We start from the raw sequence: 17,395 nt of genomic DNA, 5'->3' as shown, positions 1-17,395 counted from the left end.
ATTACAAAACTAGCGCTTGATTAAGGCACGTAAATTTTCCAGATATTGCTGCGCCTGCAATTTTGGATCGATATTACCGGCCAGTTTTTTCTTGCGGCCCAGCCATTCCAGCTCATCTTCTGGCAGCTCATCCAAAAAGCGGCTCGGGGTCATCTGTTTCATTTGCCCACCCGCTTTACGCTGCTCGGCCAATGTAATAGTCAGACCCTGACGTGCCCGGGTGATCCCCACATACATCAGACGGCGCTCTTCCTCGACCGTTTCTGCAGCAATCGAGTTTTTATGCGGCAGAATTTCTTCTTCCAGTCCGATCAGATAAACATAAGGGAATTCCAGACCTTTGGAGGCGTGCAGGGTCAACAAGTTCACCTTGTCGGTGTCTTCTTCTTCCTGCTGCTGCTCAAGCATATCCAGCAATACCATTTTGCGGATGACGCTTTCGATATTCTTTTCATCGACATCTTCAGCACGGTTAATCAGGCTTTGAATACTGCTATACAGCACTTCAATATTATCCAGCTTGGTTTTTTCCTGGGCCAGTGTCGCGGCCGACTCCTTGACATAGTCGATATACCCCGCTTCGACCATCATCTGACGGATAATCGGTACAGGCTCATCATCGTCTAGCAACTCACGCGTGAAATTACTGATAAAGTCAGAAAATTCAGCCAGCTGTGTGGTGGCTTTTTTAGGAATGGCCATCGTCAGGCGCTGATCACCGGCTGCTGCCAACAAGGACAGGTTATTTTCCTGTGCAAACAGGCCCAGCTTTTCCAGCGTCACCGGACCAATTGCCCGCTTTGGCGTATTAATAATACGCAGAAATGCACTGTCATCTTCCGGGTTAATAATCACGCGTAAATAACTCATGACGTCCTTGATTTCTGCACGTGCGAAGAAAGACTGGCCACCAGACAGCTTGTAGGGAATCTGCATCTGGCGTAACTGGGTTTCCAGAATACGTGCCTGAAAGTTTCCACGATACAAAATCGCATAATCTTTCCAGTTTTTGCCATTCATCAGCTTATGAGTGATCAGGTCTTTGACCACGCGTTCGGCTTCATCATCGTCATTACGGCAAGTAATGATTCGAATAACCTCGCCGTGGCCTTTGTCTGACCAAAGCTTTTTATCAAAAATATGCGGGTTATTACCAATCACCGTATTGGCGGCTTTTAAAATACGGCTGGTTGAACGGTAATTCTGTTCCAGTTTGATCACTTTCAGGTTGGGGAAATCCTGTTGTAATAAGGCCATATTTTCTGGCTTGGCGCCGCGCCAGGCATAGATCGACTGGTCATCATCACCTACAGCAGTGAACTGCCCCATCACGCCGACCAGCAGCTTCACCAGAATATACTGCGCCGTATTGGTATCCTGATATTCATCGACCAGCAAATAGCGCACCCGGTTCTGCCATTTGTCACGGACTTCTGCATTTTCCTGGAGAAGACGCGTCGGCATCACGATCAGGTCATCAAAATCAACCGCGTTATAGGCACGCAAATTGCGCTCATAAAGCTGATACAAATGCGCAAACTGAACATCTTCTGCCGTTTCACAGGTGGTATGCGCCTGTTCGGGTGGAATCAGATCATTTTTCCAGTCCGAAATCATCTTCATAGCTTTGGCGATCAGCTCTTTGCTTTCAGCACCGGATAAATTGTCACGATGCATCAGATCCATCAGAATCCGTTTACAGTCATCAGCATCCAGAATCGAGAAGTTGGCCTTGAGCGGTGTGTGTTTAAGCTCCAGACGCAGCAGATTTAAACCAAAGGTATGGAACGTCGAAACCGAAAGACCTTTGGCTTCTTCTCGAGTTAACAGCTTGGTCACACGCTCTTTCATTTCGCGCGCCGCCTTGTTAGTAAATGTCATGGCTGTAATCCGGTGAGCCGGAATTCCGCAATGCTTAACCAGATAGGCAATTTTTCGGGTAATCACGGAGGTCTTGCCTGAACCCGCTCCGGCAAGTACTAACAAGGGTCCTTGAGTATATTTCATGGCTTCAAGTTGCTTGTCATTTAACTGACTGGCGAGTGACATAGGACTTCCTCTTCTAAATTCGGCTCCGATTATAGTCATCTCCGCAGCCGTTTGCCTAATCCAAATTGTGTTTTAGCAGTCAATGCGCTGTCATAAAAAAAACCACCCGAAGGTGGTTTTTCAATTTATCAGGGTGTGATAAAGAATTATTGAATCGCGTAAATGCTGATTTCTACACGACGGTTTTGTTCACGGCCTTCTGCAGTCGCGTTTGATGCAATCGGATTCGCTGAACCGTGACCTTGCGCATTAATACGTGCAGTTGAAATACCACGTGAAGCCATGTAGCTTGCTACAGATTGAGCACGCGCTTGAGACAGTGGAATGTTGATAGAATCATTACCCGTGCTGTCTGTATAACCTGTTACCAGAATACCGCTTTTGTTATCTTCCGCCAGCGTCTGGGCAACTTTGTCTAAAGTTGCATAGAAGTTAGGTTTAATATTTGCTTTATTTGTATCGAAAGTAATATTACCCGGCATGATCAGGCCAACAGAACCATCTGGATTACGGCCAACTTCTACACCCGTTCCAGCCATTTGCTGACGCAATTTTTTCTCTTTGCTGTCAAGATAAACACCCGCTGCACCACCAACAACTGCACCAATTGCAGCCGCACGGTTGTTTTGACGGCTGGTATTTGCGTTGCCTTTAGACACACCATAGCCCGCTGCAGCACCGATAAGCGTACCTAGAGCAGCTTTATCATACTCAACGCCACCAATATTATTACCTGTAGATTGACAGCCTGTCAGCGCTACCGCCCCTGCCACAACTGCTGAAATTACTAGTGCACGCATCGCATGCCTCCTTGTTTGTCTTTGTCGTATAAATCAGATAATGATTTAAAAATAATGGGATAACCATTTATTTTTTGTTAATAATAAACTTTTTAGCAACTTTTTGTAATGTTCATATGTAACTGTAACAACAAGTTTCACCACAGTTTCTTCATAGTTTAAGATCTGGCCTTTTCTATTTCCTCAACTCCTACTATATTGTTCAAAATATAATGAAATTTAAATGATTCATCTCTGGAACTGTTTGTATATGTCATCGAATAGCAAGCAAAAAATGACTTTAAAAAAACTGGCACGCGGCCTGACTGTCACTTCAGTTATGACTGGAAGCACTTTCTTTCATGGTCCTCCGGTACTGGCACTAGGTCTGACCAAATTATTCAAAAAATCATCCAAAGTGGATGAAACCAATATCAAGATCACCAACAGCTGGCTGGCGGTCAATAACTGGCTGATTGACCATGTCCTGAAAAATACCGACTGGCAGATCACGATTGATGAGTCTCTGGACCTGAATATGCAGGGGCGCTACCTGATGACCTGCAACCACCAAAGCTGGGTCGATACCACCGTCAATCAGTATTTTGGCCTGACCCGGATGCCACTTACCCGTTTCTTTACAAAATGGGAACTTATTTTTATTCCATTTGTTGGCCAAGCGTTTAAAATCCTTGGGTTCCCGATGATGAAAAGGCACAGTAAAGAACAGATTGCCAAAAACCCGGCCCTGAAATATCGCGATATTGAAGAAGCGCGTCAGGCCTGTGAGCAACTGGTCAGCCAGCCCTTTACCTTGCTGAATTATCTGGAAGGCACACGTTTTACCCATGAAAAGCATGAGCAGCAAAAATCGCCTTATCGCTATTTGCTCAAACCCAAGGCCGGTGGACTGGCGTTGGCCCTGAATATTTTAGGTGACAGGATTGATGCCTTGGTGGATATGACGATTGTCTATCCGGACGGTGTGCCGGGTTATGGCGAATTCTGGCTGGGTGAAGTACCGCGCATTGCCGTGGATTTGAGAAAAATTGACATTCCAGATTGGGTGCTGGGCGGTAATTACGAGGATGATGCCGAATATCGTGCCCGTTTCCAGCAATGGGTCGACCAGATTTGGTCCGAAAAGGATCAACGAATTGAACAAATGCAGCAAGCACTTGTAGCAGCTTCTGCCTGAGAGATTATGAAGAACGACAAAGCGGACACTGTGTCCAGCTCATTTAAGTTTATCCGCAAGGGCTCTTGGGGCTGGAAAATTGCACTGCTCTACGACATCTTCATGATGGCGCTGATCATGATCAATCTGTTCTGTCTCAGTGCCAATGCAATTCTAGTAAGTGATTTTGGTCAATGGCTATTTGATTTTGCTCAGGTACCTGAAGTCTTACAGTTTTATAAAAGTGAATTACGGCCTTGGGTTATTATTACTGAAGGCTGGTTTACCACTTTTTTGATCATTGAGCTTCTGGCACGCTGGCTCATTGCAAGCCTATTAAATCATCATCGCCGCTGGTGGTTTTTCCCTTTTGTGCACTGGTACGAAGTTCTGGCAATTATTCCGCAATTACGTTTCCTGCGTCTGTTACGGGCTGTGACCATCGGCTATAACCTGCACAAGCATGGCTATAAAGTGATTCCTGATTCCTGGTACAAGCGTGGTCATTTCTACTATAGCCTGCTGATGGAAGAGCTTTCCAGCCGGGTGGTGTTAACCGTACTGGATGGTATCCAGCGGGAAGTCACTACTAGTACCTCGCATAAACAATTAATTGATGAGCTAATTGAACAGCACCGTAAATTACTGGCTGTTGCACTGGCTGATATTTTGCAGGAGTCCCTGGGAAGAGAATTACAGGCTCAACGTTTAGGCATTGCCAAAAATGTGGGCCAGATCGTGAATCAGGCCATTGAAGATACGCCTGAACTTACCCAGCTCCTCCGGCTGATTCCCATTGTTGGTGGTCGGATTGAGCAGCAAATTCAAAGCATTGGACAACGTCTTGGGGAAAATATTACTCAGGGGCTGATTGATCCCTTTACATATCGTGATGGTTCACAGGACAATCCGACTTTTGCCCTGATTTCCGATAAAATCAGCCAGATTCCGATTGAACACAGTCCTCATATTGATAAATTGGTCGAATCGGCTGTTTTTGAAACAATTGAAACGATCCGCAAACAGGTCAAGATTAAGCAATGGCAACAGCTCCTGGAAGAATATGAGCAAAATCAGCAGTCAATCAGTTAATGAATTTTTATTTATAGAATTCATGAAAATTGGCGTCTACTGTTCGTCTAAAAAAATAACGTGGATCGCTAGAGAATTACTCAAATTTGTTCTAGGATTTGTACTATTTACAACATTGCTTCGATATAAACCAGCAGGTCAGAAGTATTAAGGAAGAACTATGGCTGACATACGGATAAAAGGCAGAATGGTCAATGCGCTGCGCATTAGCCTGGACACAAATGATCATCATGCCATCCGCCAGCAACTTACACCCAAATTACAAGCTGCATTTCCACCGGGTACTTTGGCAGTTATTGAAAGTTCAGTCGACCAGGAACTCATTGCCCTGATCCAATTGCTGATTGATCTGGAAGTCCAGCCAATGGCTGTGACTGAAGGTATTTTAGGTGATCAGGCCCGCGCCATTCAGTTCCCGGTGCTACCCCCTGATCGCCAAATGCAAGAGATTAAAGCCAGCAAGGAACAGGTGGTTGAGGTGAAACCTGAAGTGGCCGATGACCAGCAGGCAGATTCAGCACCCGTCATTGCCCATGTGACGTCTTATCATGATGAAATCTTGCGCACCGGCCAATGTATTGTGCAGCATCAAGGTGACATTATTATCACCGCCGGAATCAACAGCGGTTCAGAAGTGATTGCATCAGGCAATATTCATATCTATGGTAGTGCGCGTGGCCGGGTAATTGCAGGTGCAGGTGGCAATCATGCAGCACGTATTTTCTGTCATGCACTTGAAGCAGAGCTGGTTTCGATTGCAGGAACCTATTGTGTGGCCGATGACATTCCAGCACATGTATTGAAAAAATCTGTGCATATTTATTTGAATGATCAACAAGAGCTTGTATTTGAGGCTCTACAATTTTAATGTATAAATAAACACCAAATAACCCCCATTTTTTATAGGGGATTTGAACCATAACAGGAGTGGATTCGGTGGCGAAAATTGTTGTCGTAACATCAGGCAAAGGTGGTGTAGGTAAAACTACAACAAGTGCATCTTTTGCAACAGGTTTAGCCCTACGTGGCCACAAAACTGTGGTAATCGATTTTGATGTAGGCTTGCGTAACCTAGATTTGATTATGGGCTGTGAACGCCGTGTGGTATATGATTTTGTAAATGTTTTGAATAACGAAGCACGACTACAACAAGCACTGATTCGCGATAAAGATATTGAAAATTTATATATTTTACCGGCTTCACAAACACGTGATAAAGACGCCCTGACTGACGAAGGTGTTCAGCGTGTTATGGATGAGCTGTCACAGGAATTTGATTATATTATCTGTGACTCCCCGGCAGGTATTGAGCGTGGTGCGATTCTGGCCATGTATCATGCAGATGAAGCCATCATTGTGACAAATCCTGAGATTTCATCAGTACGTGACTCTGACCGCATCATTGGCATGCTCGACAGTAAAACTAAAAAAGTAGAACAAAACGAAGGTCGTATCCGTAAGCATCTATGTATTACCCGTTTCAACCCGGAACGTGCTGATAAACAGGAAATGCTGACGATTGATGACATCTCAAAAGATATTTTACGTGTACCAACCTTAGGCGTGATTCCTGAGTGCCCAAGCGTATTACAAGCGTCTAACGAAGGTAAACCTGTGATTCACTTCACTGAGTCTGCTGCAGGTCAGGCTTATGATGATCTGGTTGCTCGCTTCCTCGGTGAAGAGCGTCCTTACCGTCATATTGAGGTAAAACCGAAGGGCTGGTTAGCACGATTATTTGGAGCGTAAACATGGCAGGATTCTGGAGTAAACTTTTTAGTAGCGAGGAAAAAGCCCCAAGCGCACAGACTGCCAAGGATCGTTTAAAGGTGATCGTGGCATCTGAACAGGGTTTAGGACGCCGTTTAAGTCAGGACAAAATTGACCAGATGAAAACGGAAATCATGCAGGTAGTCAATCGTTACGTCCGTGGCGTGGATGAGAATCATATTCAAATGCAGGTTCGCTCTGAGGCCAATATTGAAATGCTTGAAATGAATATCAATTTACCTGAAGAGCGATAATCTGATTTTTGATTGGTCAAGCAAATTGATTCAAGGCAGAATATGCGGCAGGCAGAAAAATATGGCTTTTCCCTGCCTTCAATATTTTGCCTTTTTCATGCCGAAGAATTAAATCGAGGAGATTGCGATGGCATTATCTCAACCTGCGACCTTTAACGAAGAATGGTCAGATGAGCGTGTATTTGCCTACCTGAATCAGCTTCCTCCTGCGGGTGTTCATGCAGATTTTCATGTGCTTTATCATGCCTTCAAACATATGCGCCCTTTGGACTATGAGCGCTTGTTGACCAAGTTTGTCGCTGATGGTCGTGATATTAATGCCACGAATCCTGAAGGTCAGCGTATTCATGATGTGATTGCAACTTTTCCGCGTCAAAGCGCCGAATTTCTGGCAGTCTTAGAAAAATTTGCCTGATGTGAATAATAAATAAAAAAGCCTGCTTTAAAGCAGGCTTTTTTTATGTACTTGAGCATTTCAGATTTACACCAGAATCTCACGCTTACCATTGGCACCCATAGAGCTGACAATGCCATTTTCCTCCATCTGGTCAATAATGCGGGCAGCACGGTTATAACCCAAACTAAACTTGCGCTGCAAGGAAGAGGTGGAAGCTTTACGGGTTTCCAGTACAAAGGCCACACACTGGTCATATAGGGCATCCCGATCAGAACCACCTTCGCCTCCATCTTCAAAGCCACGGCTGGATGGTTCTTCATCATAAGGCGTCAGAATTTCATCCACATAGTTCGGTGCACCCCGTTCACGCCAGGCATCACAGATCCGGTTCACCTCATCATCAGCAATAAAGGCACCATGCACACGCTCCGGCTCGATTTTACCGGGACCAAGAAACAGCATATCACCATGACCAAGTAAATCTTCTGCACCACCTGCATCCAGAATGGTACGTGAGTCAATCTTGGAGTTCACCCGTAACGCAACCCGGGTTGGAATGTTGGCCTTAATCAGACCAGTAATAACATCCACCGATGGACGCTGGGTAGCCAACAACAGGTGAATACCGGCAGCACGGGATTTCTGCGCCAGACGTGTGATCATTTCTTCGGCTTTTTTACCGACCTGCATGATCATATCTGCGAATTCATCTGCGACAATCACAATTGAAGGCAATGGCATTAAGCGCGGTGCGCGCTCTCCTGCGACCGATTCACTAGCTTTCCAGGTTGGGTCAAATAGCTCTTCACCATTGGCAATTGCTTCTTCGACCTTGCGGTTATAGTCACTCAGCTTACGGATTTTCAGGAAAGACATCAGTTTGTAACGGCGTTCCATCTCATTAACACACCAGTTCAATGCACTCACCGCATCTTTCATATCCGTCACCACTGGCGTTAATAGATGGGGAATATCATTATAGTTGGCCAGTTCCAGCTGCTTCGGATCAATCAGAATCAGGCGTAACTGGTCAGGCGTATATTTGAGCAGCATCGACAGAATCATCGAGTTCACCGCTACCGATTTACCTGAACCGGTCGTACCTGCGACCAGCATATGCGGTGCTTTCCCTAGATCGGCAATCACCGGATTGCCAGAAATATCCTTGCCCATTGCCATCGAAAGAATGCTGTTCGGATCTGTAAAGGCAGGAATGGTCAAAAGCTCAATCAAACGTACCATTTCACGGGTACTGTTCGGTACTTCAATGCCGATATACGGCTTGCCCGGAATTACCTCAACTACACGTACGGAGGCCATGGACATTGAACGTGCCAGATCACGGGAAATATTCGTGACTTTAGAGGCTTTCACGCCCGGGGCAAGATCCAGCTCAAAACGGGTGACGACTGGGCCTGGCTGAGCCTCTACCACTTTGGCCTTGACATTAAATTCCTGTAGCTTGATTTCCAGTAACTCGGATAAACGCGACAACTGTTCTGCGGTAAAATTTACTTTCTTGTTGGGGTCGACCTCATCCAGCAAATCCAGACCCGGCAAAGGTGATAAATCTTTACGGCGTTCAGCCACCTGCATGGCGCGTGACATCGGACGACCAGCGGCATCGGTCAGAGGTGCATCAAAGTCAAATTCGTCTTCATCTTGCGGCTTTCCAGCAGTTTCCTGCCAAGCGTCGATAAACTCTTCCTTAGACAATGCCTCATGCACTGCAGCATTTGTTGCCGCAGAGCTGACTACGGACTCTGCACGCTGAATCGGCGCCTGCACAAAGGCAGAAGATTGTGCATAGCTGGATGCACGTACTGGTTTGAGTTCATCTTCTGCAACCAGCAAATCATCCAGATCATCAAAATCCACTTCCAGCGCAGTATTCTCAACGCGACGGGCAACGCCGATTGATGCAGCTACAGGTGTAGCAGTGGCCGGTGTATTCTCAACCACTCTTAACGTTTTATTGCTACTTGCTGCCGTAAATGGGCTATGTACATCGCTTGCTGTTTTCCCTTGAGGCACAGCAGCCAGCAATTCATCAAAAATCGCGTTATCATCCCAGTCCAGCCCTGTTTTGTGCTGATGCGCCGGGCTTGGCTGTCCAGAAGCAGAAGCATGCGGGGCTTCAAACGCGGGCTGATGTTGCTCTTCTTCTGCCGCTTTAAGCAAGGCATCAATATCCTGCGCATGGCGCTGGTCTTCATTTGAATTCAAGGCACGCCACACCTCCCCTGTTGCGACCACACGGTCGGAATGCTGGGGAACTGGTATCGCAACATCAGGTTCCGGCTGCAGTACCGGCGCTTCAGCTTGAACTTCTTCTGTCTGTATCTGCTGCGCTTCTTTATGTGCAAAATCATCAAATAAACGTTCCGCCACCTGATCACGCACCACAGGATCAACGTCAACCAGTTTATGTTCCGGTGCAGCAGTCACAGGCACAATGACTTTCTGGGCAGCAGTTTTGGCGGCTTCTTTTTTGATGACCGGCGCTGTACGGTCAAAGTCTGACATGCCTTCTGGCACATTGCGATAAAAGAGATCCTGCAAATAGGCAGGCGTTGCTTTCAGACTGCTCCAGGTCTTGTTCCACTTCACGCCAAAAGCCAGCGTAAATAGCACCACCCAAAGCACCAGCAGGAAGAATGTAGCACCATAAACAGTGAGCAACTGCTCAAGGCTCTGACCCAGTTCGTAGCCTATAATTCCGCCTGAAGAGTTATCCAGTGTATCCGCAGGAACTTGCCAGAATAGAAACAGCAGTGCAGAACTGGTCAATAACAGGAAGAACTGGGCAGCATAGCGGAATGGACGATTCAGGAAGCTGTGCGGCCACCAGACCTGTATTGCCTCCACAAACAGATAGACAGGGAGCAGCAAACTGGCCCAGCCGAGAAAGCCGAATAACAGATCTGAAATCCAGGCTCCAGCAACGCCACTTGCATTGGAAACGGTCTGCGTATCGCTAGAGATATGCATCCATCCCGGATCAAATGGCGTATAGGTCACTGTTGCAAGAAACAGATAAATCCCAAATGAGACTAAAAATAATGTCATTACTAAGCGCTGTGCATAGGCACTCGACACCGCTGTCATATACTGTCCTGTAACCAATTCTTCATGAATATTCTTTTGCTTCTATGCTTGAAAAAAAGCGTCGCAATAAAATGTATATTATGCACCTGTTCTGTGAAAAAAGATGCATTATTGTGTAGGTCTTCTTTATAGCGCGATATAGCCCCAATCGATTTCACTGATCAACAATATCGACTTTAATCTCACACAACTTTTATACAGTTTCACGTATAATTCAATAAATTTCTAAATAAAAAAAGGATACGGCTGATGAGCGCACGTCACTCACGACTGATTATTTTAGGTTCTGGCCCTGCAGGTTATAGCGCAGCTGTCTACGCAGCGCGTGCTAATTTAAAGCCGACCTTAATCGCAGGACTGCAACTTGGCGGCCAACTGACCACTACGACTGAAGTCGATAACTGGCCTGGTGATCCTGAAGGCCTGACAGGTCCAGCATTAATGGAACGTATGCAAGCCCATGCAGAACGTTTTGGGACCGAAATTGTCTATGATCATATTAATGAAGTCGATCTGAGTCAGCGTCCATTTGTTCTCAAAGGTGATATGGAAGAGTTCACCTGTGATGCACTGATCATCTGTACAGGTGCAACAGCACAATATTTAGGTCTGGAATCAGAAGCAGCCTTTATGGGTCAGGGTGTAAGCGCCTGCGCGACCTGTGATGGTTTTTTCTATAAAAACCAGAAAGTGATGGTGGTCGGTGGAGGAAATACTGCGGTTGAAGAAGCCCTGTATCTTTCCAATATTGCTTCACATGTCACGCTGGTACACCGCCGTGACAGCCTGCGTGCAGAAAAAATTCTCCAATCGCAACTTTTTGAAAAAGAGAAAGAAGGCAAGATCAGCATTATCTGGAATCATCAGGTCGATGAAGTTCTAGGTGATGCACAATCTGGTGTGACCTCAGTTCGTCTTAAATCAACCCAAGATGACTCTACTCAAAACGTTGATGTGACGGGTATGTTTGTGGCGATTGGTCATAAGCCCAATAGCACCATGTTTGAAGGCCAGTTAGAGCTTCGTGATGGTTATATTCAGGTACAAAGCGGTACTGCTGGAAATGCGACCCAGACTTCGGTTCCAGGTGTATTTGCAGCAGGTGATATTGCAGACAGCGTTTACCGTCAGGCAATCACATCTGCAGGTTCAGGCTGTATGGCGGCTCTCGATGCAGAAAAATATCTCGATGCGATGGGCAAACTAGCCTAACCCATGAGAAAATCAAAAGCCGTCCATGTTGGGCGGCTTTTTTAGGTATGATAAAAATAGACTATTTTAAAATCAGGTGTTTGCATGCATTACCTTATACCTTCACAGTTTGTTTTTCCCGATCCGGTAGAAGTTGATCCTGAAGGCGAAGGCCTGATCTGTATTGGTGCTGATCTCTCCCCTGCTACCTTATATGAAGCCTATAGCCATGGCTTATTTCCTTGGTTTTCTGAAGGCGATCCAATTTGCTGGTGGAGCCCAGAACCACGCTGCATTATTCGCCCGCAGGATTATCACCCGAGTAAATCCCTGATTCGCAGTATGAAAAAAAAGGATTATCGGATTAGCATCAATCAGGCCTTTGAAAAAGTCATTCGGGCCTGCGCTTTACCACGCAGCTATGCCAATGAAACCTGGATCAGTGAAGACATTATTCAAGGCTATTGTCAGATGTTTACCGCCGGCTATGCTTATAGTATTGAAGTCTGGGATGAGACACAGTTGGTTGGCGGCTTATATGGCGTAACCATCGGTCAAGGCTGTTTTGGGGAATCTATGTTTAGTACCCAAACCGATGTATCGAAAATGGCTTTTTACACCCTGATGCTGATCGGACAGGAAAACCAGCTGCCCTGGATCGACTGCCAACTGGTCAACGATCATCTGCTAAGCTTGGGTGCCTGTACAATTTCTCGCCAGACATACCTTAAATCGTTACAAAATGTAATCAAACAGCCGGCAGTCAATTGGAAAAGCTATCAGGAAGGTGTATTTTCAAGTAAAACAATAGCGCAGAACGCGCGCTTAATCGAATGAAAATAAACAGAGGGTACTTGCCATGAACTCTTATCACCCTAAGTCCCTACTGAACGATTTACAGTATTATATTACGCCGCCACACGATTGCAGCTATTTGCCAAACAAATCAGCACGCATGGTTTTTCTCGATCCTTCGCACCGCATTGACGTCCTGACCTTGTCTGAACTCTCGCGTACCGGCTTCCGTCGCAGTGGTGATTTTGTTTATCGGCCCGAATGCCATCTATGCCGTCAATGTTTGTCTTGTCGCGTTCCTGTGCATGAATTCGAGATGAATAGTTCTCAAAAAAAGGCCTGGAAACGTAATCAAGATCTGAGCATGCGAATTACCAGCCCCGATCAGGCCAGCGATCTCCACTATGCTTTATACGAACGCTACATTCATGAGCGCCATGCTGATGGCGACATGTATCCACCGAGTCGAGACCAGTTTGAGAAATTTCTGCTGCAAAGCTGCGCAGAGAGCTTCTTTCTGGAACTATGGCAAGGTGAAGACCTGATTGCGGTATCCGCCTGTGATCTGCTGGATGATGGGATTTCAGCAGTCTATACCTTCTTTGATCCCGATGAAAACCGCCGCTCTCTCGGTGTATTTGCTATTCTGAAACAAATTGAACATGCAAAAAAAATCGGATTGCGATTTATTTATCTGGGCTATTGGGTGCCACATTCTTATAAAATGAATTATAAGTCCCGTTATCTGCCTTTAGAGTTGCTGATTGATGGGCAATGGCGTCGCCTGAATCGCCCATTAAGTGCTACAGAAATCGAACACTTGGGAAACTCCTTGATGACGACTTTGCCCAGCGGATGGAATCACCAGATCATTAAATAACCTGAGTTCGATGAAATCCACTTAGCCTTTTAACATATTTTGGAAAGTTGGCTTATTGGGATTCAAACAATAAGCCACTACAGCAGCCATGATATTCACCATGAAGTTATTTACCGAACGATGACGTGAATGTTCAAGTTGATGTAAATTTTTTAATTGATCATTCACTGTCTCTATTAATCCTCTTCTGCAAAGCAATTGTTTTTCTTCTTCTGTTTGGATAGGTTTGTTTTTCATATTCCGACGTGATGGGGTCAATATTTTCAGTCCTCTTGCTGCTAAAACTTCGGCTTTTGCTTTGCTCAAATAGCCTTTGTCTCCGAGTAGGATCCCTTTTAATTCTTGAGTTAAAGAATCTAATATAGCAACATCATGAACATTTCCTGATGTCAGTTTGAGGTTAATTATTTCACCTAAATTATTGATAACCAAATGTAATTTAAAACCATAAAACCACCCCGTACTACTTTTTCCACGACCTGCCAAACCTTTAAATACACGATGCCTTTTAATCCGAAGATTATGGCAAACTACCAATTTAGTGGAGTCAATGATACTGATTCCCGTATCTTTTCCTTTTACTTGATGGAAGAAACTACTCAGAGCCTGCAAACAACGGGGCATAATTTCAATAAATCGGTTGTAGCTAAGCAGTTTAGGAAAAGCAGATTTCCAGAATGGAACGATCATTTGGCAATAAAAATATTTGAAGAATCTAAACCCGGATTGATGAAATAAAATGACAATGGTCATTGCTTCAGACAAGCTTAAAGCTGACTTTTTTAGCCTGGATTTTTGATCAGAAATTAAAGCTTTCTCTAAAGATTTATTAAATTTTTTGCAGAAATCATCCAAAATACAAAATAATTCGGTAATATGATCCATTGAAAAGCCTTGTTTTATAACATTTTGTCTTGATAACCAATATGTTACAAATACAAGGCTTTTTTTTATACTCTTTTTTATATCGAACTCAGGTTAAATAGTATCTTTTTGCTGTTATGATTTAAATAGACTGGCAAAGTCATCCGTACAGGCTTTGACCATGATAATTGCATGCTCACGTGTGCCATCTGGATTTGGATAATAATTTTTTCTTAAATCAATCTGATGAAAACCAGACTTTTCATACAGCTTAATGGCAGCGACATTACGCTCACGAACTTCTAAAAAAATCTGTACCGGATTATTTTTCAGCAAAGCAATCGACTGGTCTAATAACTCAAAACCCAGGCCTTTGCCCTGCTGTGCAGGATCAATTGCCATCAACAGCAGATTGGCTTCATCCACAACCGGCTGCAAAATACAAAAACCCACCACTTGTCCTGCCTGCTCAATCACAGTACTTTGATAGGCCCTGACTGCTTCTTTGAATTGATTAAGAGTCCAAGGGTGCGACTGAACCAGACTTTCGATCTGGCTAACGCGCTCCAGATCAGCAACTTGCATCAAACGAATCATCTTCGTTCATCTTATATAAAATCAACCTCCGCATTATAGAAACTTTATTTAAAAAATCGAGTAAAAAAGAGCGATCTCAATCGCTCTTCAGCTTTTCACTCTATAAACCGAGTTTCTGCTTCCAGCTAGTCAGTAAACTCCGGCTATCCAAGTCATTAGGATGAAATCCCGGTTTAAAATACATCAGCATTTCTTTGGTCATACCGGCAATAATTCCTTTGGATGGACTATAACCAAAAATATAAATATCTTTCAGTGCCGATATATTCAGATGCTGATCTTCTTTTAATAAGCGCAAGATAAAATAGCTATGTACAAAGAATAAAGTCACCATCGCAGCCACTAAAGAACTGGTACGCAATAGATAGGATTTAGAGCCTTTACCAAAAACACCCTCGAATACATCATAAGCCACGGCCTTATGCTCATTTTCCTCAATCGCATGCCACAGCCACATGGTTTTCATGGTCTCATCTTTCATCAGCTCCTGAATATGCTCATTACTCAGCAACTGGGAGGCAATGGTTGCAGTAAAATGCTCAAGAGCCGTAGTTGCAGTCAGATCAACCATCTCCTGACTAATCCCAAATGGCTTACCAAGTACAGCAAAAAACTTACGTACCGTTTGAATCACCCGGTCTGTCTGACGATCAAGCGCATCAACATCATGACCATAACGCTGGGCCGACGCATTAAACCCGACATGCTCTTGAGTATGCATGGCTTCTTGACCAATAAAAGCAGAAATTTCTTTTTGGAGGGCTTCATTGTCTTTAATGGCGGGATGCTGGCGTACAGCACGAACCGAATCAATAAAAAATTTTTCACCTGCTGGAAATAATGCCGAGAGTGCTGTCATAAAGTGGGTCAGACCTGCCGAACCACTCATCCAATATTCTGGGACCTGTTCAAACTCAAAATTCATCCGGCGTACTGGAAAGCTTGCACCAGCCCGATTAGTAATTTTTACTTTAGCGTTCATGCCCTTCTCCATTCAAGTGCTTTTAGACCTGAAAATATAATCTTGGAATTCTTAGATTTATCTTACTGCGTGGAATTTTTCTCATAAGTGCAGTTAAGGTCAGTAAAATATCACTTAAGGACAGCTTTTTAATAAACTGTCAGACAATTTAAGCTGGAGATTAAGGCTGAATTTTATAAAGACAAATATAAAAAAAGCGCTCCACAGGAGCGCTTTTTTGACACAATCAGCGATTATGCAGTTACTTTAGCAACTACACCAGCACCTACTGTACGACCACCTTCACGGATCGCAAAACGCAGACCTGGGTCCATTGCGATTGGGTGGATCAGTTCTACTGACATCTCAACGTTGTCACCAGGCATAACCATTTCCACACCTTCTTTCAACTGGATCGCACCAGTTACGTCAGTTGTACGGAAATAGAACTGTGGACGGTAACCGTTCAGGAATGGAGTGTGACGACCACCTTCTTCTTTAGAAAGTACGTATACTTCCGCATCGAATTTAGTGTGTGGCTTGATTGAACCTGGTTTAGCCAATACTTGACCACGTTGTACGTCTTCACGCTTAGTACCACGAAGAAGAACACCACAGTTCTCGCCCGCACGACCTTCGTCTAGAAGCTTACGGAACATCTCAACACCAGTTACAGTTGTTTTAACGGTGTCTTTGATACCTACGATTTCAACTTCTTCACCAACGCGTACAACACCAGTCTCAACACGACCAGTTACTACTGTACCACGACCAGAAATAGAGAATACGTCTTCAATTGGCATCAAGAATGCTTGGTCGATTGCACGTACTGGCTCTGGGATATAAGTATCAAGCGCTTCAACAAGTGCAACTACAGCATCTTCGCCATACTGGCCAGATTCGCCGTTCAGTGCAGCAAGAGCAGAACCACGGATTACTGGAGTGTCGTCACCCGGGAAGTCGTATGTAGAAAGAAGTTCACGAACTTCCATTTCTACCAGTTCGATCAGCTCTTCGTCATCAACGATGTCACATTTGTTCAGGAATACGATGATGTATGGAACACCAACCTGACGAGAAAGCAGGATGTGTTCACGAGTTTGTGGCATAGGACCATCAGTCGCTGAACATACCAGAATCGCACCATCCATCTGAGCCGCACCAGTAATCATGTTTTTAACATAGTCGGCGTGACCTGGGCAGTCGACGTGAGCGTAGTGACGAGTTGGAGAATCGTATTCTACGTGTGAAGTATTAATGGTAATACCACGTGCTTTTTCTTCTGGTGCAGAGTCAATTGCAGCGTAGTCACGAGCTTCACCACCGAATTTCTTCGCACATACAGTTGCAATCGCAGCTGTTAAAGTTGTTTTACCATGGTCAACGTGACCGATTGTGCCCACGTTAACGTGTGGCTTATTACGTTCAAACTTAGCCTTAGCCATGAGATCTTCCTTTTTGAATTACTCATGCAGGATCGC

At 44.7% G+C, this 17,395-nt stretch carries 16 protein-coding genes; 9 read left to right on the top strand and 7 right to left on the bottom strand.

Features of this window, described 5'->3' with window-relative positions; translation table 11 throughout:
• Window positions 1-9: 9 nt before the first annotated feature.
• Both E5Y90_RS03465 and E5Y90_RS03460 read right to left on the bottom strand, forming a co-directional pair.
• Window positions 10-2,049, bottom strand: a complete 2,040-nt coding sequence (locus E5Y90_RS03465) for a UvrD-helicase domain-containing protein (protein ID WP_174659418.1) — start codon at window positions 2,047-2,049, stop codon at window positions 10-12.
• Between the two features lie 146 nt (window positions 2,050-2,195).
• A complete protein-coding gene (locus tag E5Y90_RS03460; protein ID WP_151203720.1) occupies window positions 2,196-2,849 on the bottom strand; it encodes an OmpA family protein in 654 nt (217 codons plus the stop codon).
• Between the two features lie 250 nt (window positions 2,850-3,099).
• Here E5Y90_RS03460 and E5Y90_RS03455 point away from each other — a divergent pair, with 250 nt between their 5' ends.
• The 6 genes from E5Y90_RS03455 (at window position 3,100) to E5Y90_RS03430 (ending at window position 7,536) form a co-directional block, all read left to right on the top strand.
• Complete coding sequence (locus E5Y90_RS03455; protein WP_174659417.1) at window positions 3,100-4,026, top strand: acyltransferase; 927 nt, start codon at window positions 3,100-3,102, stop codon at window positions 4,024-4,026.
• Window positions 4,027-4,032: 6 nt separating this feature from the next.
• Window positions 4,033-5,097: a preprotein translocase subunit SecA gene (locus E5Y90_RS03450; protein WP_174659416.1), complete on the top strand. Its 1,065-nt coding sequence runs from the start codon at window positions 4,033-4,035 to the stop codon at window positions 5,095-5,097.
• Between the two features lie 160 nt (window positions 5,098-5,257).
• Window positions 5,258-5,965, top strand: a complete 708-nt coding sequence (gene minC / locus E5Y90_RS03445; protein WP_174659415.1) for a septum site-determining protein MinC — start codon at window positions 5,258-5,260, stop codon at window positions 5,963-5,965.
• A 68-nt stretch (window positions 5,966-6,033) separates the two neighbouring features.
• Window positions 6,034-6,846, top strand: a complete 813-nt coding sequence (gene minD / locus E5Y90_RS03440) for a septum site-determining protein MinD (RefSeq protein WP_151203712.1) — start codon at window positions 6,034-6,036, stop codon at window positions 6,844-6,846.
• Window positions 6,847-6,848: 2 nt separating this feature from the next.
• Entirely contained in the window at window positions 6,849-7,121 is a 273-nt protein-coding gene (minE, locus tag E5Y90_RS03435) for a cell division topological specificity factor MinE (protein ID WP_151203710.1), read from the top strand.
• 127 nt (window positions 7,122-7,248) lie between these two features.
• Window positions 7,249-7,536: a PA4642 family protein gene (locus E5Y90_RS03430; protein ID WP_151203708.1), complete on the top strand. Its 288-nt coding sequence runs from the start codon at window positions 7,249-7,251 to the stop codon at window positions 7,534-7,536.
• A 66-nt stretch (window positions 7,537-7,602) separates the two neighbouring features.
• On the opposite strand, the gene E5Y90_RS03425 is transcribed toward E5Y90_RS03430, so the two are convergent.
• A complete protein-coding gene (locus E5Y90_RS03425) occupies window positions 7,603-10,626 on the bottom strand; it encodes a DNA translocase FtsK (RefSeq protein WP_174659414.1) in 3,024 nt (1,007 codons plus the stop codon).
• A 249-nt stretch (window positions 10,627-10,875) separates the two neighbouring features.
• Between E5Y90_RS03425 and trxB the strand changes: the two genes are divergently transcribed.
• The 3 genes from trxB (at window position 10,876) to E5Y90_RS03410 (ending at window position 13,492) form a co-directional block, all read left to right on the top strand.
• Window positions 10,876-11,838: a thioredoxin-disulfide reductase gene (trxB, locus tag E5Y90_RS03420; protein WP_151203704.1), complete on the top strand. Its 963-nt coding sequence runs from the start codon at window positions 10,876-10,878 to the stop codon at window positions 11,836-11,838.
• Window positions 11,839-11,922: 84 nt separating this feature from the next.
• On the top strand, window positions 11,923-12,654 hold the full coding sequence (aat, locus tag E5Y90_RS03415) for a leucyl/phenylalanyl-tRNA--protein transferase (protein ID WP_174659413.1): 732 nt from the start codon (window positions 11,923-11,925) through the stop codon (window positions 12,652-12,654).
• A 22-nt stretch (window positions 12,655-12,676) separates the two neighbouring features.
• On the top strand, window positions 12,677-13,492 hold the full coding sequence (locus E5Y90_RS03410) for an arginyltransferase (protein ID WP_174659412.1): 816 nt from the start codon (window positions 12,677-12,679) through the stop codon (window positions 13,490-13,492).
• 21 nt (window positions 13,493-13,513) lie between these two features.
• Here the strand turns inward: E5Y90_RS03410 and E5Y90_RS03405 are convergent, their stop codons facing one another.
• The 4 genes from E5Y90_RS03405 to tuf form a co-directional block, all read right to left on the bottom strand.
• Window positions 13,514-14,377, bottom strand: coding sequence for an IS982 family transposase (locus E5Y90_RS03405; protein ID WP_174659411.1), 864 nt, complete (start codon window positions 14,375-14,377; stop codon window positions 13,514-13,516).
• Between the two features lie 114 nt (window positions 14,378-14,491).
• A complete protein-coding gene (rimI, locus tag E5Y90_RS03400; RefSeq protein ID WP_174659410.1) occupies window positions 14,492-14,953 on the bottom strand; it encodes a ribosomal protein S18-alanine N-acetyltransferase in 462 nt (153 codons plus the stop codon).
• Between the two features lie 100 nt (window positions 14,954-15,053).
• The gene (locus E5Y90_RS03395; protein ID WP_174659409.1) at window positions 15,054-15,935 is read right to left on the bottom strand and encodes a metal-dependent hydrolase; all 882 of its coding nucleotides are present in this window, start codon (window positions 15,933-15,935) and stop codon (window positions 15,054-15,056) included.
• A gap of 233 nt (window positions 15,936-16,168) precedes the next feature.
• Window positions 16,169-17,359, bottom strand: a complete 1,191-nt coding sequence (gene tuf / locus E5Y90_RS03390; protein ID WP_151203694.1) for an elongation factor Tu — start codon at window positions 17,357-17,359, stop codon at window positions 16,169-16,171.
• Window positions 17,360-17,395 lie beyond the last annotated feature (36 nt).

Source organism: Acinetobacter sp. 10FS3-1 (genome assembly GCF_013343215.1).
Classification (GTDB): domain Bacteria; phylum Pseudomonadota; class Gammaproteobacteria; order Pseudomonadales; family Moraxellaceae; genus Acinetobacter; species Acinetobacter lwoffii_C.
This window is presented reverse-complemented; position numbering and strand designations above follow the sequence as displayed.

Excerpts from the sequence above, each read along its gene's own strand:
- E5Y90_RS03410 (WP_174659412.1), top strand. The coding sequence starts at position 12,677 with ATGAACTCTTATCACCCTAAGTCCCTACTGAACGATTTACAGTATTAT.
- E5Y90_RS03460 (WP_151203720.1), bottom strand. The coding sequence starts at position 2,849 with ATGCGTGCACTAGTAATTTCAGCAGTTGTGGCAGGGGCGGTAGCGCTG.
- rimI (WP_174659410.1), bottom strand. The coding sequence starts at position 14,953 with ATGATTCGTTTGATGCAAGTTGCTGATCTGGAGCGCGTTAGCCAGATC.
- E5Y90_RS03405 (WP_174659411.1), bottom strand. The coding sequence starts at position 14,377 with ATGGATCATATTACCGAATTATTTTGTATTTTGGATGATTTCTGCAAA.
- E5Y90_RS03450 (WP_174659416.1), top strand. The coding sequence starts at position 4,033 with ATGAAGAACGACAAAGCGGACACTGTGTCCAGCTCATTTAAGTTTATC.
- E5Y90_RS03465 (WP_174659418.1), bottom strand. The coding sequence starts at position 2,049 with ATGTCACTCGCCAGTCAGTTAAATGACAAGCAACTTGAAGCCATGAAA.
- aat (WP_174659413.1), top strand. The coding sequence starts at position 11,923 with ATGCATTACCTTATACCTTCACAGTTTGTTTTTCCCGATCCGGTAGAA.
- E5Y90_RS03395 (WP_174659409.1), bottom strand. The coding sequence starts at position 15,935 with ATGAACGCTAAAGTAAAAATTACTAATCGGGCTGGTGCAAGCTTTCCA.
- E5Y90_RS03455 (WP_174659417.1), top strand. The coding sequence starts at position 3,100 with ATGTCATCGAATAGCAAGCAAAAAATGACTTTAAAAAAACTGGCACGC.
- E5Y90_RS03425 (WP_174659414.1), bottom strand. The coding sequence starts at position 10,626 with ATGACAGCGGTGTCGAGTGCCTATGCACAGCGCTTAGTAATGACATTA.
- tuf (WP_151203694.1), bottom strand. The coding sequence starts at position 17,359 with ATGGCTAAGGCTAAGTTTGAACGTAATAAGCCACACGTTAACGTGGGC.
- trxB (WP_151203704.1), top strand. The coding sequence starts at position 10,876 with ATGAGCGCACGTCACTCACGACTGATTATTTTAGGTTCTGGCCCTGCA.
- minE (WP_151203710.1), top strand. The coding sequence starts at position 6,849 with ATGGCAGGATTCTGGAGTAAACTTTTTAGTAGCGAGGAAAAAGCCCCA.
- minC (WP_174659415.1), top strand. The coding sequence starts at position 5,258 with ATGGCTGACATACGGATAAAAGGCAGAATGGTCAATGCGCTGCGCATT.
- E5Y90_RS03430 (WP_151203708.1), top strand. The coding sequence starts at position 7,249 with ATGGCATTATCTCAACCTGCGACCTTTAACGAAGAATGGTCAGATGAG.